This is a genomic window from Sphingomonas vulcanisoli, assembly GCF_011761305.1.
Taxonomy (GTDB): Bacteria; Pseudomonadota; Alphaproteobacteria; order Sphingomonadales; family Sphingomonadaceae; genus Sphingomonas_I; species Sphingomonas_I vulcanisoli.
This window is the reverse complement of sequence record NZ_JAAOZC010000001.1, coordinates 733,646-755,192: the sequence shown is the minus strand read 5'-3', so window position 1 is coordinate 755,192 and position 21,547 is coordinate 733,646. Positions and strand designations below refer to the sequence as shown.

The 21,547-nt window shown below is 63.4% G+C and carries 23 protein-coding genes; 21 read left to right on the top strand and 2 right to left on the bottom strand.

Translation table 11 applies throughout. The annotated features are described in order from the left end of the window. Positions 1-68: 68 nt before the first annotated feature. Both FHS31_RS03605 and FHS31_RS03600 read right to left on the bottom strand, forming a co-directional pair. Positions 69-434, bottom strand: a complete 366-nt coding sequence (locus FHS31_RS03605; protein ID WP_167071934.1) for a hypothetical protein — start codon at positions 432-434, stop codon at positions 69-71. 62 nt (positions 435-496) lie between these two features. Further along, entirely contained in the window at positions 497-1,057 is a 561-nt protein-coding gene (locus FHS31_RS03600) for a YcbK family protein (protein ID WP_208408501.1), read from the bottom strand. Positions 1,058-1,199: 142 nt separating this feature from the next. Here FHS31_RS03600 and FHS31_RS03595 point away from each other — a divergent pair, with 142 nt between their 5' ends. The 21 genes from FHS31_RS03595 to FHS31_RS03495 all read left to right on the top strand — a co-directional run bounded on the left by FHS31_RS03595 (position 1,200) and on the right by FHS31_RS03495 (position 21,536). After that, the gene (locus FHS31_RS03595; RefSeq protein ID WP_341786277.1) at positions 1,200-2,135 is read left to right on the top strand and encodes a L,D-transpeptidase family protein; all 936 of its coding nucleotides are present in this window, start codon (positions 1,200-1,202) and stop codon (positions 2,133-2,135) included. Next, entirely contained in the window at positions 2,132-2,728 is a 597-nt protein-coding gene (locus FHS31_RS03590) for a M23 family metallopeptidase (RefSeq protein ID WP_167071933.1), read from the top strand. The genes FHS31_RS03595 and FHS31_RS03590 overlap by 4 nt, the downstream gene beginning before the upstream one ends. 40 nt (positions 2,729-2,768) lie before the next feature. Beyond that, positions 2,769-3,386, top strand: coding sequence for a hypothetical protein (locus FHS31_RS03585; RefSeq protein ID WP_167071932.1), 618 nt, complete (start codon positions 2,769-2,771; stop codon positions 3,384-3,386). Positions 3,387-3,441: 55 nt separating this feature from the next. Further along, the gene (efp, locus tag FHS31_RS03580; protein WP_167071931.1) at positions 3,442-4,005 is read left to right on the top strand and encodes an elongation factor P; all 564 of its coding nucleotides are present in this window, start codon (positions 3,442-3,444) and stop codon (positions 4,003-4,005) included. A 228-nt stretch (positions 4,006-4,233) separates the two neighbouring features. Beyond that, positions 4,234-5,049, top strand: coding sequence for an inositol monophosphatase family protein (locus FHS31_RS03575; protein WP_167071930.1), 816 nt, complete (start codon positions 4,234-4,236; stop codon positions 5,047-5,049). Positions 5,050-5,200: 151 nt separating this feature from the next. After that, complete coding sequence (ndhC, locus tag FHS31_RS03570) at positions 5,201-5,578, top strand: NADH-quinone oxidoreductase subunit A (protein WP_167071929.1); 378 nt, start codon at positions 5,201-5,203, stop codon at positions 5,576-5,578. Next, the gene (locus FHS31_RS03565) at positions 5,569-6,120 is read left to right on the top strand and encodes a NuoB/complex I 20 kDa subunit family protein (RefSeq protein WP_167071928.1); all 552 of its coding nucleotides are present in this window, start codon (positions 5,569-5,571) and stop codon (positions 6,118-6,120) included. The genes ndhC and FHS31_RS03565 overlap by 10 nt, the downstream gene beginning before the upstream one ends. A gap of 100 nt (positions 6,121-6,220) precedes the next feature. Then, positions 6,221-6,880: an NADH-quinone oxidoreductase subunit C gene (locus FHS31_RS03560; protein WP_167071927.1), complete on the top strand. Its 660-nt coding sequence runs from the start codon at positions 6,221-6,223 to the stop codon at positions 6,878-6,880. Positions 6,881-7,049: 169 nt separating this feature from the next. Next, positions 7,050-8,279 (top strand): NADH-quinone oxidoreductase subunit D, encoded by a 1,230-nt coding sequence (locus tag FHS31_RS03555; protein WP_243843213.1) that lies wholly within the window; start codon positions 7,050-7,052, stop codon positions 8,277-8,279. Continuing rightward, positions 8,276-8,503: a hypothetical protein gene (locus FHS31_RS03550; RefSeq protein WP_167071926.1), complete on the top strand. Its 228-nt coding sequence runs from the start codon at positions 8,276-8,278 to the stop codon at positions 8,501-8,503. The genes FHS31_RS03555 and FHS31_RS03550 overlap by 4 nt, the downstream gene beginning before the upstream one ends. Beyond that, positions 8,503-9,141: a complex I 24 kDa subunit family protein gene (locus FHS31_RS03545; RefSeq protein WP_167071925.1), complete on the top strand. Its 639-nt coding sequence runs from the start codon at positions 8,503-8,505 to the stop codon at positions 9,139-9,141. Before FHS31_RS03550 ends, FHS31_RS03545 begins: the two co-directional genes overlap by 1 nt. 193 nt (positions 9,142-9,334) lie before the next feature. Continuing rightward, positions 9,335-10,639, top strand: a complete 1,305-nt coding sequence (nuoF, locus tag FHS31_RS03540; protein ID WP_167071924.1) for an NADH-quinone oxidoreductase subunit NuoF — start codon at positions 9,335-9,337, stop codon at positions 10,637-10,639. A 4-nt stretch (positions 10,640-10,643) separates the two neighbouring features. Further along, positions 10,644-12,647, top strand: coding sequence for an NADH-quinone oxidoreductase subunit NuoG (gene nuoG, locus FHS31_RS03535; RefSeq protein ID WP_167071923.1), 2,004 nt, complete (start codon positions 10,644-10,646; stop codon positions 12,645-12,647). A 148-nt stretch (positions 12,648-12,795) separates the two neighbouring features. Then, positions 12,796-13,845, top strand: a complete 1,050-nt coding sequence (nuoH, locus tag FHS31_RS03530; protein WP_167071922.1) for an NADH-quinone oxidoreductase subunit NuoH — start codon at positions 12,796-12,798, stop codon at positions 13,843-13,845. Next, on the top strand, positions 13,842-14,327 hold the full coding sequence (gene nuoI / locus FHS31_RS03525) for an NADH-quinone oxidoreductase subunit NuoI (protein ID WP_167071921.1): 486 nt from the start codon (positions 13,842-13,844) through the stop codon (positions 14,325-14,327). The genes nuoH and nuoI overlap by 4 nt, the downstream gene beginning before the upstream one ends. 9 nt (positions 14,328-14,336) lie before the next feature. Continuing rightward, the gene (locus FHS31_RS03520) at positions 14,337-14,945 is read left to right on the top strand and encodes an NADH-quinone oxidoreductase subunit J (RefSeq protein ID WP_167071920.1); all 609 of its coding nucleotides are present in this window, start codon (positions 14,337-14,339) and stop codon (positions 14,943-14,945) included. A gap of 109 nt (positions 14,946-15,054) precedes the next feature. Beyond that, positions 15,055-15,360 (top strand): NADH-quinone oxidoreductase subunit NuoK, encoded by a 306-nt coding sequence (gene nuoK / locus FHS31_RS03515; RefSeq protein ID WP_167071919.1) that lies wholly within the window; start codon positions 15,055-15,057, stop codon positions 15,358-15,360. A 417-nt stretch (positions 15,361-15,777) separates the two neighbouring features. Then, complete coding sequence (nuoL, locus tag FHS31_RS03510; RefSeq protein ID WP_167071918.1) at positions 15,778-17,856, top strand: NADH-quinone oxidoreductase subunit L; 2,079 nt, start codon at positions 15,778-15,780, stop codon at positions 17,854-17,856. 1 nt (position 17,857) lies between these two features. Beyond that, positions 17,858-19,396 carry an NADH-quinone oxidoreductase subunit M gene (locus FHS31_RS03505; protein WP_167071917.1) on the top strand — a complete coding sequence of 513 codons (1,539 nt, stop codon included), beginning with the start codon at positions 17,858-17,860 and terminating at the stop codon, positions 19,394-19,396. Next, positions 19,396-20,829 carry an NADH-quinone oxidoreductase subunit NuoN gene (gene nuoN, locus FHS31_RS03500; RefSeq protein ID WP_167071916.1) on the top strand — a complete coding sequence of 478 codons (1,434 nt, stop codon included), beginning with the start codon at positions 19,396-19,398 and terminating at the stop codon, positions 20,827-20,829. The genes FHS31_RS03505 and nuoN overlap by 1 nt, the downstream gene beginning before the upstream one ends. Continuing rightward, entirely contained in the window at positions 20,796-21,536 is a 741-nt protein-coding gene (locus FHS31_RS03495) for a biotin--[acetyl-CoA-carboxylase] ligase (protein WP_341786281.1), read from the top strand. Before nuoN ends, FHS31_RS03495 begins: the two co-directional genes overlap by 34 nt. The last annotated feature ends 11 nt before the right edge of the window (positions 21,537-21,547 follow it).

Sequence of the window (21,547 nt, the reverse complement as noted above, 5' to 3'; positions counted from 1 at the left end):
ATGGCGAGGGGCGTCCCTCGACTACGCTCGGGACAAGTGGAGAGATGGAGCGGTAGACGTCCGGCTGTTCAGCCGATCAGTGTGAACAGGTTGTTCTGCTGCGATTGGTAGATGCTCTGCATCAGCGTCGCTGCCTGCTGTTGCGGCGTGGTGGCCGTATCGTTGGACGTGGTGCTGCCGCTACCGCCGGCGGCCTTGGCGTTGATCTGATCGAGGATCGAGCTCAAATCGCTGGAACTTGTCGTCGAGGTGCCGAGGAGCGTGTCGACCGAATTGCTCGTGTCCGAATCCCCGGAAGAGTTGCCCTGCAGCATGCCCTCGATGGTTGTCACCTGATCCTTGGTCAGCTTGGCGGAGCCGCCCGAGCTGCTGTTCTCGTCCGCGTAGAGCGCCATCAGTGTCTTGAGCGTCGAGGTGCTGGAAACAATGGTCATGGCCGGGCTCCGAACGAAACCCGATCATGGTAAACGGCTATGACTAACGAAGCCTTACCGGCTCAGCCCCAGTGGCGCACGCGGCCGGTATCGACGTGGACGAAGCCGTCCTTGGGATAATAGCCTACGCCGCCGCCGCCCATCGCCAGCGCGACGGCATGCAAACGATCGAGTGCGATGCCCTGCATATGGATGTCGGTGGCCTTGCCGAGCATGTGCTGGCTCTTCGAGGCGACGCCCGTATGCTCGCCGCCGCGCTCGCGCAGGGCCGAATTGGTCCGGGGCGAACGATAACCTGAGATCAGCTCGATTTTCTGGCGGGGATCGACATCCAGCGCATCGCGGATCTTGCTGAGCAGCAGCATCAGCGCCGGATCCATGGTGGTCTGCTCATTGTTGCGCCAGTCGCGCAGGCCATGATTGAGCTCGGCGAGGCCTTGCGCGTCCCAGCCGTTGGCGCCGAAGAAGCGGGCATCGACCGTATCATTGGTGTGGACGTTACGAAACGCGATGCGCTTTTCGGGGAGCGCCGCGAAGGCGGCCGAGGCCCCGAACGTGGAGGCCGCTCCCAAAGCCAGAGCGCCGCCCAACAGCCGACGACGGCCGATCTCAAAATCCAGCATCAATGTTAAGCCCGCTACCGAAGGAAAGAAACGCCGCGTGCGACGTTGCTGTCTTTGCCCACGACCTAAATAGGGAAGATTATTGGTGAAAAACACTTCGGTTGCGTCGCTTTGCCTTGCGATTGCAACGGCTTGTCCGGTTGTGGCGATCGCCGCCGCACCCAAGGCCTCACCGTCTCCCGAAACGCTGCAGGTGCAGGTGGCGCTGGATCGCTCGGGTTTCTCGCCCGGAGTGATCGATGGGCATAGCGGCGCGACGCTAAGCAAGGCGCTCAAGGGCTTCCAGGCGGCGCATGATCTGCCGCAGAGCGGGCAGCCCGACGGTGCGACCAAGGCGGCGCTTACCGACGTTGCCGGGACGGTCGATTACACGCTGACCGCGAAGGATTTCGCGGGACCGTTCGTGGGTCCGATGCCGAGCAAGCCCGCCGATCAGGCCAAGCTGCCGGCGATGGGCTATGCCGATGCGATGGAGCAGCTCGCCGAGCGTTTTCATACTACGCCCGATACGCTGCGCACGCTCAATGCGCCGGGCACTAAGTTGGTGGCGGGCGCCAAGATCAAGGTGCCGAACGTGCTTCCCGCCGCGACCGCTTATCCCGAATCGTTCAAGCCCGATTGGCGCGCGGAGCTGGCGCTGCTCAACGTCTCCTCCGATCAGCCGAAGGCGGCCAAGTTGGAGGTGAGCAAATCGCAGGGCGTGCTGCGCGTGCTCGATGCGGACGGCAAGCTGCTCGCGCAATTCCCGGCGACGATGGGCAGCACCCATGATCCGCTGCCGATCGGCCATTGGAAGGTGCAGGGGACGAGCTATCTGCCGACCTACCACTTCAATCCGGCGCTGTTCTGGGATGCCAAGCCAGGTGAGAGCAAGGAGACGATGAAGGGCGGGCCGAACAGCCCGGTCGGTGTCGTCTGGATGGATCTCGACAAGCCGCACTACGGCATTCACGGCACACCGAACCCTGAGAAGATCGGCCGGACCGAAAGCCACGGCTGCATCCGCCTGACCAACTGGGATGCGGCGCGGCTATCGCTGATGGTGAAACCCGGAACGCCGGCGGACTTCGTGGAATGAGCCGGCTCGGCTGCCTGCTGCTCGCGGTTTTCGCGATCATCATCGGCGGCTTCTTCGCGCTGGTGCGATATGAGCGGGCAGCGCCGGCTGCGCAACCTTCGGCGGCGGCCCAGCAATCGGCGCCGTCGCCCCTACCTCCGGCGGCTGCCACACCAGCGGGTGGCCTCGTCATCCCGGTCAGCGGCGTGCAGCCAGCCCAGCTTACCGACACATGGGGCGACGCGCGGGGCGACGGAACCCGCGCGCATCACGCGATCGACATCATGGCGCCGCGCGGCACGCCCGTGGTCGCGGCGGCGGCGGGAACGGTCGAGAAGATATTCGAAAGCAAGGATGGCGGCCACACCGTCTATGTCCGTCGCAGCGATCCGGCGTGGGTGGACTATTACGCCCATCTCGATAGTTATGCGCCCAACCTCGCGGAGGGCATGAAGATTGGCCAGGGGCAGTTGATCGGCGCGGTGGGCTCCAGCGGCGACGCCAGTCCCGAAGCGCCTCACCTCCATTACGAGATCAAACAGATGGCGCCGGGCGAGCGTTGGTGGCAAGGAACGAACATCAATCCGTATGCAATCTTCTCGCCCCCCCGATAAAGGATCGACGTCTCCTCCGACGGGGATCGCAGCTTTTATTTTGATCGCTTTAGGCCGCTCTGGTCTTGAGCCGCCAAGCCACTTGTCAGTCGGAGGATCTGTTCGGGCGGAGCGATGGATCCGACTGGTCGAGCGAACCGGCTGGATCGTCTTTCTCGCCGATTTTTTCTTGCCCAAATTTAACGGCTGGCGAGCTCTACTGACGCTCCCGGAGTTTCCGGAAATGAGCCACTGGGCCCTGTTCTTGGCCCTTGCCGCCCTACGGGTCAGCTTATGGCATCGCGTTTCACCACGCCTAGTTCGGCTAGGCGGCGTTGTTTTGCTAACAGCACTTCTAGTTTCGCTTGGAAATAATTTGGTTTTCAGCCCAGTTTTCCAAGGACGCGGACATTTTGTTGATCAGCAGTGGGCTCAAGTAACCCGTATATCGGCTGGCGATCTCGATATGCAATTTGAGGACGGAACGATGTGGCAAGGCAAGCGAAGTTCGGCGACGCAAATGGGTTTGGTAGTTGATGAATGCCTGACCGTAGAAGTTTTCCAGGGGATTCTCGGAGTGCAGTGGATCGAGTTTGTCGACCAGACCGATGCTAACGATAAGCCGAGAATTGGCAATTGCTTCAATTCTCCGGCGCTTGAGAACCTTCGTCACCACTGATAGAGGCCCGCCCTTGCCGTTCGCGGCATCGCTCTTTCAAGATACGAGATCACCCATGAAGATCAGCGGCGTGGACATTCGTCCCGGCAACATCATCGAATATGAAGGCGGCATCTGGAAAGCCGTCAAGATTCAGCACACCCAGCCCGGCAAGGGCGGCGCGTACATGCAGGTCGAGATGAAGAACTTGCGCGACGGCCGCAAGAACAATGTCCGCTTCCGATCGGCCGAGACGGTGGAGCGCGTGCGGCTGGATACCAAGGATTTCCAGTTCCTGTTCGCCGACGGCGATGCGCTGACCTTCATGGACAAGGAAACCTACGAGCAGACGACGCTGCAGCGCGATCTGCTCGGCGACGCCGCGGCCTTCCTCCAGGACGGCATGGACGTGGTGATGGAGCTGTACGACGAAGATCCGATATCGGTGCAGCTGCCCGATACGATCGAGGCGATGATCGTGGAGGCCGATGCGGTGGTGAAGGGGCAGACAGCTTCCTCCAGCTATAAGCCCGCGATCCTCGACAATGGTGTGCGCGTGATGGTGCCGCCGCATATCGGCAGCGGTACGCGGATCGTGGTGGATACCGCGACTGCGGAATATGTGCGACGCGCGGATTGATATATCTCCCTCTCCCCGCTGGCGGGGAGAGGGCCGGGGAGAGGGGCCTACGGGGAAGCCCCACGTTCCGCTTCAGGCGGACTGGGGGGCGCCCCCCCCCCACCCCCCCCCCCGGGGGGGGGGGGGGGGGGGGGGGCGCGCCCCCTACGGGGAAGCCCCACGTTCCGCTTCAGGCGGACTCCCCCTCTCCCAACCCTCTCCCCAGAGGGGAGAGGGCTTTAGTATCTTATGGTTGCCCATTCAGGCCTGATCACCGTCATGGACCGCGCTGCGCGCAAGGCAGCGCCGAAGCTGCGGCGTGATTTCAACGAGGTGCAGCAGCTTCAAGTGTCCCGCAAAGGGCCGGCCGATTTCGTCAGCCAGGCCGATGAGGCTGCCGAGCGTACGCTCTACGAGGAACTCAAGAAGGCGCGTCCCGATTGGGGTTTCCTCGGCGAGGAGAGCGGCGCGATTGCGGGCGATCCCAGCAAGCCGCGCTGGATCGTCGATCCGATCGACGGCACCTCCAACTTCCTCCACGGCATCCCGCACTTTGCGATCTCGATCGCGGTCGAGGAGCCGCGCCCGAACGGACGGGGCGAACTCACGCAGGGCCTCGTCTATCAGCCGCTGACCGACGAGAGTTTCTGGGCCGAGAAGGGCAGGGGCGCCTGGCTGCAGGACAAGCGCCTGCGCGTCTCCGCGCGGCGCGATCTGTCCGAGGCGCTGATCGCCACCGGCGCGCCCTTCCTTGGCCATGGCGATTTCGAGGAATGGACCACGATCTTCAACGCGATCGGCCCGGAGGTGGCGGGCATCCGCCGCTTCGGATCGGCGGCACTCGATCTCGCCTGGGTCGCGGCGGGGCGCTTCGATGGCTTTTGGGAGAGCGATCTCAAGCCCTGGGACGTCGCGGCGGGGCTGTTGCTGGTGAAGGAAGCGGGTGGCTTCGTCACCGATTATCGCGGCGGCGATCAGGCGATGGAGCGCAACCAGTTCCTCGCCGCCAACGATGGGCTGCATTCAAAGCTGCACAAGCTGGTCGCCAAGGCGCTACGGAAGTAGCGCTCTCCCGTGAGCAGAGAACACCCTTAACGCCGTCTTTTTGCGAGTCATTCTCACTCTTCACGGCCTTGCTTCGCAGGTGCGGCAAGCTTAGTGCTGCGCCCGATCGGAAGGGCCTGTTTCCGGCCATTTCGCGATGGAGATTTCGTTCATGGCGTCTGTCGCCGCCGGCTATCTGCCGATCCTGCTGTTCCTCGGCGTCGCCGTGATCCTGTCGACCGCGTTCGTGGTGCTGCCGATGGTGGCATCCCGGTTCACGGGCTCGTCCAAGCCCAATCCGGAGAAGCTCAGCGAATATGAGTGCGGTTTCCCGGCATTCGAGGATAGCCGTGCGCAGTTCGACGTGCGTTTCTATCTCGTCGCAATCCTGTTCATCATCTTCGATCTGGAGGCGGCCTTTCTCTATCCTTGGGCGGTGGCGCTGGGCGGTATCGGCTTCGCGGGCTGGGCGGCGATGATGGTGTTCCTGATCGAACTGGCGGTGGGCTTTGCCTACGCCTGGAAGAAGGGGGCGCTGGAATGGGAGTGACGCTTCCGCAGAGCCTCGATCTGCACCCGCAGGAAACGACGCTCCCCGATCCCGATTTCTTCAATGGCCTGAACGCCGAAGTGCAGGACAAGGGCTTCCTTGTCACCAGCGCGGAAGAGCTGTTTCAGTGGGCGCGTACCGGATCGCTCTGGTGGATGACCTTCGGGCTTGCCTGCTGCGCGGTGGAGATGATCCACGTCAACATGCCGCGTTATGATCTCGAACGCTTCGGGGCCGCGCCGCGCGCCTCACCGCGCCAGTCGGACGTGATGATCGTCGCGGGCACGCTCTGCAACAAGATGGCCCCGGCGCTGCGTAAGGTCTACGATCAGATGTCGGAGCCAAAATACGTCATTTCGATGGGCTCGTGCGCCAATGGCGGCGGCTATTATCATTACAGCTATTCGGTGGTGCGCGGCTGCGATCGCATCGTGCCCGTGGATATCTATGTGCCGGGCTGCCCGCCGACTGCCGAGGCTTTGCTCTATGGCGTGATGCAATTGCAGCGTAAGATCAGGCGGATCGGGACGGTCGAGCGGTGAGCGTTATTGACTGCTTTCCGTTTGTGTCGATCGTAGTCGAGACACGTCTCGCTCGCCTCGCGTCCCTCGACTTCGCTCGGGACGAACGGATTTCTATTTGATGGGTAGTCCCCACCCCAAGTTCGCCGCCAACGATGGCGTGATTGACACCGTCAAGGCCGCGCTTGGCGAAAGGCTTGCGGCTGCTTTCGAGCATGTCGGTGAAATCCGGCTTGACGTGAAGCGCGAGGCGCTGGTCGAAGCGCTGCGCATCCTGCGTGACGACCTCCATTATCAGCAGCTGATGGAGATCGCGGGCGTCGATTATCCCGATCGGGCTGAGCGGTTTGAAGTCGTATATTGCCTGCTCTCGCTGACCAAGAACCATCGCCTGCGCGTCCATGTCGCCACCGATGAGGTGCAGCCGGTGCCTTCGGTCACATCGCTGTGGCCGGTCGCGGGCTGGTTGGAGCGCGAGGTGTACGACATGTACGGCGTGCTGTTCGAGGGCAACGCGGATCTGCGCCGCATCCTCACCGATTATGGCTTCTCGGGCCATCCGCAGCGCAAGGATTTCCCGCTGACCGGCTTCGTCGAGCTGCGCTATTCGGAGACCGAGAAGCGCGTGGTCTATGAGACGGTGCAGCTCGCGCAGGATTTCCGCACGTTCGATTTCACCAGCCCTTGGGAAGGCGCCGATTACGTGCTGCCCGGCGACGAGAAGGCGCCACAGGCTCCAGGCGCGCCGACGCCGCTGAAGGCGGACGAGGTGAAGAAATGAGCGCCGCCCGCCATAACCCTCTCTCGCTTTCGCGGGAGAGGAGGGGCCGGTCGCCCCAGGCGATGGGAGGTGAGGGTCTTCTTCTGAAGGCGTTCGCTCTCAGAAAGAAAAAGACCCTCACCCAACCCTCTCCCGTGAAGACGGGAGAGGGCTTAGAGGCTCGCCCCCTATGACCACCCGCACCGTCACCGTCGGCACGTCCGATGCCGCCGCGATCGATAGCGATCACGGCGCCGACAATTACACCATCAACTTCGGCCCGCAGCATCCTGCCGCGCATGGCGTGCTGCGCTTGGTCATGGAGCTGGACGGTGAGATCGTGGAGCGCGTCGATCCGCATATCGGCCTGCTGCACCGCGGCACCGAGAAGCTGATCGAATATAAGACCTATCTGCAGGCGCTGCCTTATTTCGATCGCCTCGATTATTGTTCGCCGCTCAACATGGAGCACAGCTATGTGCTGGCGATCGAGAAATTGCTGGGAATCGAGGTGCCGATCCGTGCGCAATATCTGCGCGTGCTGTTCGCCGAGCTAAGCCGCATCTGCAATCACATGCTCAACCTCGGCTCCCACGTGATGGACGTGGGCGCGATGACGCCCAACCTGTGGCTCTTCGAGGTGCGCGAGGATTGCTACGGATTCTTTGAGCGGGCGTCGGGCGCGCGGATGCATATGGCGTGGTTCCGCCCCGGCGGCGTCCATCAGGACGTGCCGCTCAAGCTGCTGACCGACATCGGCGACTGGCTCGACGAACGAATGCCGCGCCTGTTCGAGGATGCGATCAGCCTCGTTGCCGACAATCGCATCTTCAAGCAGCGCAACGTCGATATCGGCACGGTCAGCCGCGATGACGCGATCGCCTGGGGCTTTTCCGGCCCGATGATCCGTGCCGCGGGTGTGCCGTGGGATATCCGCAAGTCGCAGCCCTATGATGTCTATGATCGTATGAATTTTGATGTGCCGGTCGGCACCAAGGGCGATTGCTACGATCGCTTCATGGTGCGCGTCGAGGAGGTCCGCCAATCGATGCGGATCATCAAGCAGTGCCTCGCCGAAATGCCCCAGGGGCCGATCGCCAGCCTCGATCGTAAGGTCGTGCCCCCCAAGCGCGCCGAGATGAAGCAATCGATGGAGGCGCTGATCCATCACTTCAAGCTCTACACCGAGGGCTTCCATGTGCCCGCCGGCGAGGTCTATGTCGCGACCGAAAGCCCCAAGGGCGAGTTCGGCGTGTTCCTCGTGTCGGACGGCACCAACAAGCCCTATCGCTGCAAGATCCGCCCGACCGCCTTCAGCCACCTACAGGCGATGGACTTCATGATGAAGGGCCACATGCTGGCCGACACCACCGCTATCCTTTCGGCGATCGATGTCGTGTTCGGGGAGTGTGATCGGTGACCGACAATGTTGAAAATCTGATCCTTGAAATGCTCCGCCGTATCGACAAGCGGCTGGATAACATTGAGGGGGATGTCAGCGAACTCAAGACCCGAGCCACTGCCGTCGATGAGCATATCGGGGGCATGTTCATAACGCTCTCCGGTGTGAACACCCGACTCGATCGTTTGGATGAGAGAATGAAGCGCGTTGAACGCCGGCTTGAATTGAGTGAGGCGCGCTAATGTCTGACGCAGCCCACATCCCCGACGAGGCCGAGACCCGTGCGCGCTGGGGCGCGTTTGAATGGTCGGCCGAGAATGTCGAGCAGGTTAAGACAATCTTCGCGCGTTACCCCAAAGGCCGCGAGCATTCGGCGATCATGCCCCTGCTCGATCTCGCGCAGCGGCAGGTTGGCGCCGAGACCAATACGCAAGGCTGGCTGCCCGTGCCGGTGATCGAATATTGCGCCAAGGCGGTGGGGATGCCTTACATCCGCGCGCTTGAGGTCGTCAGCTTCTATACGATGTACAATATGGCGCCGGTCGGCCGCTATCATGTCCAGGTCTGCGGGACGACGCCGTGCATGTTGCGCGGATCTGATGACGTGCTCGATGCCTGCTACAAGAAGGGCCTCAAGAAGGGCCAGACCACGCCCGACGGCCTGTTCACGCTGACCGAGGTCGAATGCCTGGGTGCTTGCGTCAACGCGCCGATGGTGCAGATCAACGACGACAATTACGAAGACCTGACCTTCGAGACGACGACCGCGATCCTAGAGGCGCTGGCGCGGGGCGAAACGCCCAAGCCCGGCCCGCAGGTCGATCGCTTCCTCGCGGCGCCTATGGGCGGCCCGACCGTGCTTAAGGAATTTACGTCGTGAGTGCGCTGCAGAAATCTCCCTCTCCCCTTGTGGGTTTGCGGGCGTTTTGGTGTTCGTCCTGGGGACGAACACTCGCCCGCAAAGGCTGGGGAGAGGGGTGTGCGATGGTGCAGCCGAGCTCTGCCCTATCCAATGCGGGAACCCCTCTCCCAACCCTCTCCCACAAGGGGAGAGGGCTAAAGGGAACGCGCCCATGATTGCCTCGATCGACGACAAGGATCGCATCTTCACCAACATCTACGGCTTCCAGGATTGGGGCGTAGAAGGCGCGATGAAGCGCGGCGACTGGGACAATACCAAGGATCTGATGGTCCGTGGGCAGGACCAGATCATCGAGGATATCAAGGCCAGCGGCCTGCGCGGGCGCGGCGGCGCGGGCTTTCCGACCGGCATGAAGTGGAGCTTCATGCCCAAGGAGCAGAAGCCCGGTAAGCCAAGCTTCCTGCTGATCAACGCCGATGAATCAGAGCCCGGCTCGTGCAAGGACCGCGAGATCCTGCGCCACGATCCGCACAAGCTGCTGGAAGGTGCGCTGATCGCGGGCTTCGCGATGCGCGCGCGCGCCGCCTACATCTACATCCGCGGCGAGTTCATCCGTGAGGCCGAGAATCTCTTCGCGGCGGTGGAGCAGGCCTACGCCAAGGGCTTCCTCGGCAAGAATGCCGCCGGGTCGGGCTATGATTTCGATGTCTTCGTCCACCGTGGCGCCGGGGCCTATATTTGCGGCGAGGAAACCGCGCAGATCGAGAGCCTCGAAGGGAAAAAGGGCCAGCCGCGCCTGAAGCCGCCTTTCCCGGCGGGCGTCGGCCTTTATGGCTGCCCGACGACGGTGAACAATGTCGAATCGATCGCCGTAGTGCCGACGATTTTGCGGCGCGGTGCGGCGTGGTTCGCCGGCATCGGCCGCGAAAAGAACCAGGGCACCAAGCTCTTCCAGATCAGCGGCCATGTGAATACGCCGACCGTCGTCGAAGAGGCGATGGGGATCAGCTTCCGCGAACTGATCGAGAAGCACGCCGGCGGCATCCGCGGCGGCTGGGACAATCTGCTCGCGGTGATCCCCGGCGGCTCTTCGGTGCCGCTGGTGCCCGCCGCGCAGATCATGGACGCGCCGATGGATTTCGATGGCCTGCGCGATGTCGGCTCGGGCCTCGGCACGGCGGCGGTGATCGTCATGGACAAATCCACCGACATCGTCCGCGCAATCAGCCGCATCAGCTATTTCTACAAGCATGAGAGCTGCGGCCAGTGCACCCCGTGCCGCGAAGGCACCGGCTGGATGTGGCGCGTGATGGAGCGGCTGCGCAGCGGCGAGGCCGAGATGCACGAGATCGATCTGCTGCAGCAGGTCACCAAGCAGGTCGAAGGCCATTCGATCTGCGCGCTCGGCGACGCCGCCGCCTGGCCGATCCAGGGCCTGATCAAACATTTCCGCCCCGAGATCGAGCGGCGGATCAGTGAACGTCGCGGCGAGCCTCTCGCCGTCGCGGCGGAGTAACAAGATGCCCATACTCACCGTCGATGGAATCGAAGTGGAGGTGCCGCAGGGCGCCACCGTGCTCCAGGCTTGCGAGGCCGCGGGGAAGGAGATTCCGCGTTTTTGTTATCATGAGCGGCTGAGCATTGCGGGCAATTGCCGGATGTGTCTTGTCGAGGTGAAGCCGGGGCCGCCCAAGCCTCAGGCGAGTTGCGCGCTGCCCGCCGCCGACAAGCAGGAGGTCTTCACCAACACGCCGATGGTGAAACATGCCCGTGAAGGCATGATGGAATTCCTGCTGATCAATCATCCGCTCGATTGCCCGATCTGTGATCAGGGCGGCGAGTGTGATCTGCAGGACCAGAGCCTGGCTTACGGGCGCGGCCACACCCGCTTCATCGAGAACAAGCGGGCGGTGACCGAGAAATATATGGGCCCGATCGTCAAGACGGTCATGACCCGCTGCATCCAGTGCACCCGCTGCGTGCGCTTCGCCGAGGAAGTGGCGGGGGTCGAGGAAATCGGCGCGCTGTATCGCGGCGAGAATATGCAGATCACCTCCTATCTGGAAAAGGCGGTGACGAGCGAACTTTCGGGCAATGTCGTCGATCTTTGCCCGGTCGGCGCGCTGACCTCCAAGCCTTATGCCTTCGAGGCGCGGCCGTGGGAGCTCAAGAAGACTTTCGCGATCGACGTGATGGATGCGGTCGGCACCAACATCCGGCTCGATAGCCGGGGCCGTCAGGTGCTGCGCGCGCTGCCGCGCGTCAACGAGGACGTGAACGAGGAGTGGGCGTCGGACAAGACGCGCCATGCCGTCGATGGCCTTGTCCGCAAGCGGCTCGACAAGCCTTATGTCCGCAAGGATGGCAAGCTCGTGCCTGCCAGCTGGGGCGAGGCGTTCGCGGCGATCAAGGCGGTGGATGCGGGCGCGAGGGTCGCGGCGGTGTCCGGTGCGCTGGTCGATTGCGAGACACTATACGCGGCTAAGGCGCTGCTGCGGTCGATGGGATCGAGCGTGCTCGAAGGCCGCGACAATGGCTTGAGCTACGATACGTCCAACCTGGCGGCGGTGAATTTCAATTCGACGATCGCGGGCATCGAGACCGCCGACGCGATCCTGCTGATCGGCACCAACGTCCGCTGGGAAGCGCCGTTGGTCAACACGCGCATCCGCAAGGCGGTGAAGCGCGGCGCCAAGGTGTTCGGGATCGGCGAGGAGATCGATCTTACCTATCCGGTCGAATGGCTGGGCAACGATCTTGGCTTGCTCGCTAAGCTGCCCGATGGGGTGACCGAGGCGTTCGGCAAGGCGGCGCGGCCGGCGCTGATCATCGGCGGCGGCGCGATGACCAAGGGGCAGGGTGCCAGCCTGGCGCTGGTCGAAACGCTTGGCCTGATTCAGGATGGCTGGAACGGTTATAATGCGCTGCATTTCTCTGCCGCGCGGATGGGCGGGCTGATGCTTGGCTATGCGCAGCCGAACGGCATGGCCGATGTCGCCAAGGCGGCGCCGAAGCTCGTCTTCCTGCTTGGCGCCGAGGACGTGCAGCCCGGCGTGCTCGATGGCAGCTTCAAGGTCTATGTCGGCCATCATGGCGACAAGGGCGCGGCGATGGCGGATGTGATCCTGCCGGGCGCGGCCTATTCCGAGAAGAGCGGCACCTGGGTGAACCTTGAGGGCCGCGTCCAGCGCGGCGATCGCGCCGTCTTCCCGCCGGGCGACGCGCGCGAGGATTGGGCGATCTTCCGGGCGCTGTCCGAAGTGCTGGGCCACACGCTGCCGTTCGATACGCTTGATGGGCTGCGGGCGAAGATGGCCGAAGAGGTGCCGGCGCTTGGGCGTATCGGTGAACTCGCCGGTTACGAATGGGCGCCGCCGAAGCTGGATGCCGCCGCCAGCGGCCCGGTCAGCTATCCGATGAAGGACTTCTACCTGACCAACGCCATTGCCCGCGCCAGCGAGACGATGCAGCGCTGTTCGGCCGAACTGATCCACGGCGAAGCCTTTGCGGAGGCGGCAGAGTGATGGGCTGCTGTAAGATCCTCCCCGGGACGGGGAGGTGGCAGGCTGCAGGCCTGACGGAGGGGGCTCTCGACGAGCGCTCCGCCTTACCTCACGCCCCCTCCACCATGCTGCGCACGGTCCCCCTCCCCGTGCCGGGGAGGATCATACTATGATCTCCTGGTTTACCGGCGTCCTGCCCTATGGCGGCGCCTATTTCGTCGCGACGATCATCGATATCCTGGTGATCGCGCTGCCGCTGATGCTGGCGGTGGCGATGATCATCTATGCCGATCGCAAGATCTGGGCGGCGATGGCGCTGCGGCGCGGGCCCAATGTCGTCGGCCCGTTCGGGCTGCTGCAGAGCTTCGCGGATGGCCTCAAAGTCTTCCTGCAGGAGACGATCATCCCGTCCGCGGCCAATCGCGGGCTGTTCCTTATCGCGCCGATCATCACCTTTACGGTGGCGCTCGCCGCCTGGGCGGTGATCCCGTTCGGGCCGAAAGCGGTGCTGGCCAACATCAACGTCGGCCTGCTCTACATTCTCGCGGTCAGCTCACTCGGCGTTTACGGGATCATCCTTTCGGGCTGGGCTTCCAACTCCAAATATCCCTTCTATTCCGCGATCCGCGCCGCCGCGCAGATGGTGAGCTACGAAGTCTCGATCGGCTTCGTGCTGGTCACGGTCGTGCTGTGGACGGGGAGCTTCAACCTGAACGCCATCGTCGAGGCGCAGCGCGGGCATATCTTCGGCTTCATCAACTTCTACGCGCTCAATCCTTTGCTGTTCCCGATGGCGGTGGTGTTCCTGATCTCCTCGATGGCCGAGACGCAGCGCGCGCCGTTCGATCTGACCGAGGCGGAGAGCGAAATCGTCGCCGGCTATCAGACCGAATATTCGTCGATGAGCTTCGCGCTCTTCTGGCTGGGCGAATATGGCAACGTGCTGCTGATGTGCGCGCTGAACGCCACGTTGTTCTGGGGCGGATGGTTGCCGCCAGTCGATTGGGCGCCGCTTTATTATATTCCGGGCATCCTCTGGCTGTTCGCCAAGATTCTGTTCTGCTTCTTCATCTTCAGCTGGGTCAAGGCGACGGTGCCGCGCTATCGCTATGATCAGCTGATGCGGCTCGGCTGGAAGATCTTCCTGCCGCTGTCGCTGATCTGGGTCTTCCTCGTATCGGGCTATCTGATGCTTACTCGCTATGGGATGCACCCATGAGCCTCGCTTATTACGTTAAATCGTTCACCCTCTGGGAGTTCGTCAAGGCGCACGCCAAGACGCTGCGCTACTTCTTCAAGGCGAAGGCGACGATCAATTATCCGTTCGAGAAGAACCCGCTGAGCCCACGCTTTCGCGGCGAGCATGCGCTGCGCCGTTATCCCAACGGCGAGGAGCGCTGCATCGCGTGCAAGCTGTGCGAGGCGATCTGCCCCGCGCAGGCGATCACGATCGAGGCCGAGCCGCGCGCCGACGGCAGCCGCCGCACGACGCGCTACGATATCGATATGACCAAGTGCATCTATTGCGGCTTCTGCCAGGAAGCGTGCCCGGTGGATGCGATCGTCGAGGGGCCGAACTTCGAATATTCGACCGAGACGCGCGAGGAATTGATCTACGACAAAGCCAAGCTGATCGCGAACGGCGATCGCTGGGAGCGGGCGATCGCGGCCAATCTTGCCGCCGATGCGCCGTATCGATAGGCGCGCCCGGTGGTCCAGATTCTCGCTTTCTACTTGTTCGCGATCGTCACGTGCGTGTCCGGCGTGCTGTGCGTCACCGCGCGCAATCCGGTACACAGCGTGCTGTGGTTGATCCTCGCCTTTTTCAACGCGGCGGGGCTGATGGTGCTGGTCGGTGCCGAGTTCATCGCGATGCTGCTGGTGATCGTCTATGTTGGCGCGGTCGCGGTGTTGTTCCTGTTCGTCGTGATGATGCTCGACATCGATTTTGCTGAATTGCGCACGGGCTTTGCGCGCTATTTGCCGCTCGGCATCGCCTTGGTTGCGCTGCTGGCGGCGGAGATCATCTTTGCCGAAAGCGCTTGGAATGCGGGCGGCCTTTCGCTTTCCGGCACCGCGCCCACGCCTGAGACCGTCCCCAATATCCAGGCGCTCGGCATCCTGATCTACACGCGCTACCTCTACATCTTTGAGGGCGCGGGGCTGGTGCTGCTCGTTGCCCTGATCGGGGCGATCGTGCTGACGCATCGCAAGCGCGGCGATGTGCGCAGCCAGAACGTCTCGCACCAGAATATGCGCCGCCCGCAGGATGCGACGCGCAACACGCAGCCGCCCGTCGGCCAGGGAGTCGAGCTGTGATTGGCCTTCCTAACCCGTTCGTCCCGAGCGACGTCGAGGGACGTGTCACGGGCGGCGAGGACAAACGTGTCTCGACTTCGCTCGACACAAACGGAAAAGGCCGGACCCTGTGATCGGGCTTACGCATTATCTGACCGTCTCGGCGATCCTGTTCGGCACGGGGGTGTTCGGCATCTTCCTCAATCGTAAGAATCTGATCATCATCCTGATGGCGATCGAGCTGATCCTGCTCAGCGTGAACATCAATCTCGTCGCTTTCTCCGCCTATCTGCATGATCTGGTGGGACAGGTGTTCGCGATGTTCGTGTTGACCGTGGCGGCGGGCGAGGCGGCGATCGGGCTCGCGATCCTGGTGATCTATTTCCGCAGCCGCGGCACGATCGCCGTGGATGACGTCAATCGGATGAAGGGGTGATGGTGCTGCAAGCGACCTACACTCCCTCTCCCCGCTGGGGAGAGGGTTGGGGTGAGGGGGCGAGGGCGAAGCCCGAGCTGACCCTATCGACGGCGGTGGGCCCCCCCCCCACCCCCACCCCCCCGGGGGGGGGGGGGGGGGGGTTGGGGGGGGGGGGTTTAAAGCGGGGGGTGGGGCCCCCCCCCCGGCGGGGGGGGGGAGCCCGCGCGGGGGCGGGGGGGGGGGGTGTGTTTTTTCGCGTGGGGGGGGGGGGGGGGCTCCCCCCTCTTTGCTGGTCTGCCCCCCCCCCCCCCCCCCCCCCCCCCCGGCGGGGGGGGGGGGGGGGGGGGGGGGGGCGGCGAGGGCGAAGCCCGAGCTGACCCTATCGACGGCGGTTCACCCTCACCCAACCCTCTCCCTCAAGGGAGAGGGCTTTAGGTGATCACGCTTCTCGTTTTCCTGCCGTTGCTTGCCGCCGCCATCGCGGGGTTGGGCAATCGCGCGATCGGCAATGTGCCGGCGAAGCTGGTGACGACCGCCTGCCTGTTCGCATCGTGCGCGCTGGCGTGGCCGATCTTCGTCGGCTTCCTGACCGGGGACAGCGAAGCGCATGTCATCAAGGTGCTGAGCTTCATTACCTCGGGCGATCTGCAGGTCGATTGGGCGCTACGTGTCGATGCGCTGACGGCGGTGATGCTGGTAGTGATCACCAGCGTCTCGGCGCTCGTCCACCTGTATAGCTGGGGCTATATGGCCGAGGATCCCTCGCAGCCGCGCTTCTTCAGCTACCTTTCGCTGTTCACCTTCGCGATGCTGATGCTCGTCACCAGCGACAACCTCATTCAGATGTTCTTTGGCTGGGAAGGCGTCGGCCTGGCTTCCTATCTGCTGATCGGTTTCTGGTATGAGAAGCCCAGCGCGCAGGCGGCGGCGATCAAGGCGTTCGTCGTCAACCGCGTCGGCGATTTCGGCTTCTCGCTCGGCATCTTCGGCACCTTTTTGGTGTTCCACACCGTCTCGATCCCCGCGATCCTCGCCGCAGCCCCGGGCATGGCGGGGAGCACGATCGGCTTCCTCGGCGGCCGCGTCGATACGATGACCTTGCTCTGCCTGCTGCTGTTCATCGGCGCGATGGGCAAGTCTGCGCAGCTCGGCCTGCACACCTGGCTGCCGGACGCGATGGAGGGCCCGACGCCCGTCTCCGCACTGATCCACGCCGCGACGATGGTGACGGCGGGCGTCTTCATGGTCTGCCGCCTTTCGCCGATGTTCCAGGTGAGTCCGACCGCGCTGACCGTAGTTACGTACGTGGGCGCCGCGACCTGCCTGTTCGCCGCGACGGTCGGCACCGTGCAGACCGACATCAAGCGCGTGATCGCTTATTCAACCTGCTCACAGCTCGGCTACATGTTCTTCGCAGCGGGCGTGGGTGCCTATGGCGCCGCGATGTTCCACCTGTTCACGCACGCTTTCTTCAAGGCCCTGCTGTTCCTTGGTGCCGGATCGGTGATCCATGCGATGCACCACGAACAGGACATGCGCTTCTATGGAGGCTTGCGGAAATCCATCCCGCTGACCTTCTGGGCGATGATGGCGGGCACGCTGGCGATCACCGGTGTCGGCATCGAGGATCTGTTCGGCTTCGCGGGCTTCTATTCAAAGGATGCGATCATTGAGGCGGCCTATGCGCGCGGCACGACGGCGGGCGGTATCGCCTTCGCGGTGGGTGTGACGGCGGCACTGCTGACCAGCTTCTATTCGTGGCGGCTGATCTTCTTGACCTTCTTCGGCAAACCGCGCTGGGCGGGCTCGGAGCATATTCAGCATGCGGTGCATGATGCGCACGGCCACGGGCACGACGATCACGCGCATGACCACCATGATGTTGCCGCCGAAGGTGCAGGCTCGGAGCCTTCGCACGATGCGCACGGTGTCGATGAGGTCAAGCATGGCACGCTCGGCTATCATCCGCACGAAAGCCCGCTGACGATGCTGATCCCGCTGATCGTGCTTACGATCGGCGCAATCTTTGCGGGTTTCATCTTCGCAACGCCGTTCATCGGCGCCGGTGGCAGCGCTTTCTGGCACCACAGCCTCGCCTTCGATCATGAATTCATGGAAGCGGTCGAGCATGTGCCGATGTGGGTGAAGCTCTCGGCCTCGATCGTGATGATCACCGGCTTCGTGATCGCGCTATGGGCCTACATCCTGGATACCAGCGTGCCGCGCCGCTTCGTCGCGACCTTCAACGGTCTCTACCAGTTCCTGCTGCACAAATGGTATTTTGACGAATTGTACGACCTTATCTTTGTCCGTCCCGCCTTCGCGCTCGGTCGCTTCCTGCGGAAGCGCGGGGATCAAGGCACGATCGATCGCTTCGGGCCAAACGGCATGGCCGCGCTGGTGCAGATGGGATCGGTTGCCAGCCGCAAGCTGCAGTCGGGCTATGTCTATACCTATGCGCTGGTGATGCTGCTCGGCCTTGTCGCCGCCGCGACCTGGGCGATGGCGATCTGATATGAACCAGCTCGGATTTCCCATTCTTACGCTGACCTTGCTCGTGCCGATGCTGGGCGCGATTGCCTGCCTGTTCGCCGATGCCAAAGCGGCGCGCTGGGTTGCGCTGATCGCCACGCTGGTCAACTTCGCGATCGGCATCGTGCTGTGGGCCGGCTATCAGATCGGTGGCCCGCAGTGGCAGTTTCAGGAGCATATCGGCCTGTTCGGCAGCTTCGGCTGGAGCCTGGGCATCGATGGTATCGCGCTGATGCTGATCGAGCTTTCGGTGTTCCTGATGCCGATCTGCATCCTCGCCAGTTGGCAGGCGATCGAGAAGCGCGTGCCCGAATATATGGCGGCGTTCCTGTTCATGGAAACGCTGATGCTCGGCGTGTTCGAGGCGCAGGATCTGTTCCTGTTCTACATCTTCTTCGAAGCCGGCCTGATCCCGATGTATTTGATCATCGGCATCTGGGGCGGCGCCGAGCGCATCTACGCCAGCTACAAATTCTTCCTCTACACTTTGCTCGGCTCGATCGTGATGCTGATCGCGATGCTGTGGATGGCGAATTACGCGCACTCGACCAGCATCCCCGTGCTGATGGCGACCAACTTCCCGGTTCACGTTCAGACCCTGCTGTTCCTGGCCTTCTTCTGCAGCTTTGCGGTGAAGATGCCGATGTGGCCGGTGCACACCTGGCTGCCCGATGCGCACGTCCAGGCGCCGACTGCCGGTTCGGTGATCCTGGCCGGCGTGCTGCTCAAGATGGGCGGATACGGCTTCATCCGCTTCTCGCTGCCGATGTTCCCGCAAGCCTCGGCGCAACTGTTCTGGCTGATCGCGCTGCTGTCTTCGGTGGCGATCGTTTACACCAGCCTCGTCGCGCTGGTGCAGCAGGACATGAAGAAGCTGATCGCTTATTCTTCGGTGGCGCATATGGCGTTCGTCACTTTTGGCCTGTTCGCCTTCAATCGGCAGGGGCTTGAGGGTTCGCTGCTGGTGATGCTGAGCCATGGCCTCGTCTCGGGCGCGCTCTTCCTGTGCGTCGGCGTGGTCTACGATCGCCTGCACACGCGCGAGATCGCGCGCTACGGCGGCGTCGCCAACAATATGCCGCGCTATGCGGTCTTCTTCCTGCTGTTCACGATGGCCTCGGTCGGCCTGCCGGGGACGAGCGGTTTCGTCGGTGAATTTCTGAGCATGATGGGTATTTATGGCGCCTCGACCTGGGCGGCCTTCTTCGCAACCACCGGTATCATCCTCGGCGCGGCCTACATGCTCTATCTGTTCCGCCGCGTGGCGCAGGGGCCGCTCGATAAGCCCGATGTCGCGGCGATGTCCGATCTCTCCCCACGCGAACTGCTGCTGCTGGCGCCGATCGCCGCGGTGGTGATGTGGATGGGCGTCTATCCGGAGAGCTTCATGGCGCCGATGCGCAAGGATGTGGGCTACGTGCTGAGCCGCGTGAACCCGGCCTGGCCCGGTGGCGACAGCCGTCTGGCGAAGGGCGCGGCCAAGCCCGCGGCCGAGCCTGTCTCGGGCGAGGGGGCGCGCTGATGGGCAACCTTATCTATACATTGCCCGAGCTGATCCTCTCGGTCGGCGCGATGGTTCTGCTGCTTGTTGCCGGCTGGGTCGGGGATAGCGCGACCAAGGCGATCGGCTGGGCTGCGGTGGTGCTGCTGGCGCTGGCGGGCCTGTCACTTGTCGGCGCGGCGAGCCACGGCGGGCTGGTGTTCGGCGGGCTCTATCATGCCGATGCCTTCGCGGGCTTTGCCAAGGTGCTGATCTATGGCGCGGCGATCGTCTCGATCCTGCTCTCGCCGAGCTATTTCGAGCGGATGGGCGCGGTGCGCGCCGAATATCCGATCCTGATCCTGCTCTCCGCCGTCGGCATGGGGATGATGGTCTCCGCCGCCGATCTTCTGACTCTCTATGTCGGACTCGAGCTGCAGAGCCTCGCGGCCTACGTGCTGGCCAGTTTCATGCGGCGGGACATTCGCTCAGCTGAGGCGGGACTCAAATATTTCATCCTCGGCGCGCTAGCATCGGGCATTCTGCTCTACGGCATCGCCTTGCTCTACGGCTTTACCGGCACCACCCAGTTCGGCGGCATTCACGCGGCGATTGCGGCGCGCGGCGTTCAGACCGGGTTGCTGTTCGGCATGGTCTTCACGCTCGCCGGCCTCGCCTTCAAGATCGCCGCCGTGCCGTTCCATATGTGGACGCCGGACGTCTACGAAGGTGCGCCGACCCCCGTCACCGCCTTCTTCGCCTCTGCCCCCAAGGTTGCAGCGATGGCGCTGCTGACCCGCGTCGCGGTCGAGGCGATGGGTCCTGCCACCTTTGAGTGGCGCCAGATCATCATCTTCATGGCGCTGACCTCGATCGTGCTGGGCGCGGTCGCGGCGATCGGCCAGACCAATATCAAGCGGCTGCTGGCCTACTCTTCGATCAACAACATCGGCTTCGCGCTGATCGGATTGGCAGCCGGCACGCAGGCAGGCGTGTCGTCGGTGCTGGTCTATATGACCGTCTATATCGTCATGACGCTCGGCAGCTTCCTCTGCGTGCTGGCGATGCGCGATGCCGACGGCGCTTATGTCGAGGAAATCGCGGCGCTCTCCGGCCTGTCGCGAACCCGGCCGGGTTTGGCGGCGGCGCTGGCGATGTTCATGTTCAGCCTAGCGGGCATCCCACCGCTGTTCGGCTTCTATCCCAAGTTCGCGGTCTTTCAGGCGGCTACGGTGGCCGGGCTGTTCTGGCTAGCGGTTGCGGGTGCGGTGGGATCGGTTGTCGGCGCTTATTATTATCTGAAGATCATCAAGACCATGTACTTCGATGAGCCTGCTGTGCCGTTCAGCGACCATCGCGAGCCGATCGAAGGCGGCCTGATTGCGCTCTCCGCCATCGCCATTTCGCCGCTGGGCTATCTGGCGATTCCCTTGCTCACCGCCTGGACTATGGCGGCCGCGCGAGCCCTGTTCTGATCCAGATCCGCACGGTTGAAGAGACAGGCTCGACCAACGCCGATCTCCTCACCGCAGCCTGCGCGGGGGCGCCCGAAGGCACATGGCTCCGCGCCGAGCGCCAGAGCCAGGGCAGGGGCCGCACGGGGCGCGGGTGGCAGTCGCCGCGCGGCAATCTCTATGCCAGCACCATCGTCCACGTACATCCGGGAGAGCCTACGCCCGCGACGCTGGCTTTGGTCACTGCCGTCGCGCTTCATGAGACTGCCGCCGCTTGGGCCGGGACGGAGGCGCGCCGCCTTTCCATCAAATGGCCCAACGACCTCCTTGCCAACGGCATCAAGCTCGCGGGTGTCCTGCTGGAGCGGGAAGGGGATGCGGTGGTGATCGGCCTTGGCGTCAATCTTGCCGAAGCGCCATCGCTGCCCGATCGCGCGACCATCGCGCTTTCCGCGTTAGGCGCGGCGCCAGATCCCGCCGCCTTTCTCGAAGACCTCACCCAAAGCCTCGCGCGCTGGATCGCGCGCTGGCGGGGGGAGGGGCTCGCACCCATCCGCGCCGCCTGGCTGGCCGCTGCGCATCCGATCGGCACCGCGCTGCAGGCGGCGCTTGGTGACGAGAAGATCGAGGGGCTGTTCGAGGGCCTTGATGCGGAGGGCGCGCTCCGCCTGCGCCGCGCAGACGGCGCCATCGTCACCATCCATGCGGGCGACGTCTTTCTCGCCTGATACCTAATCTT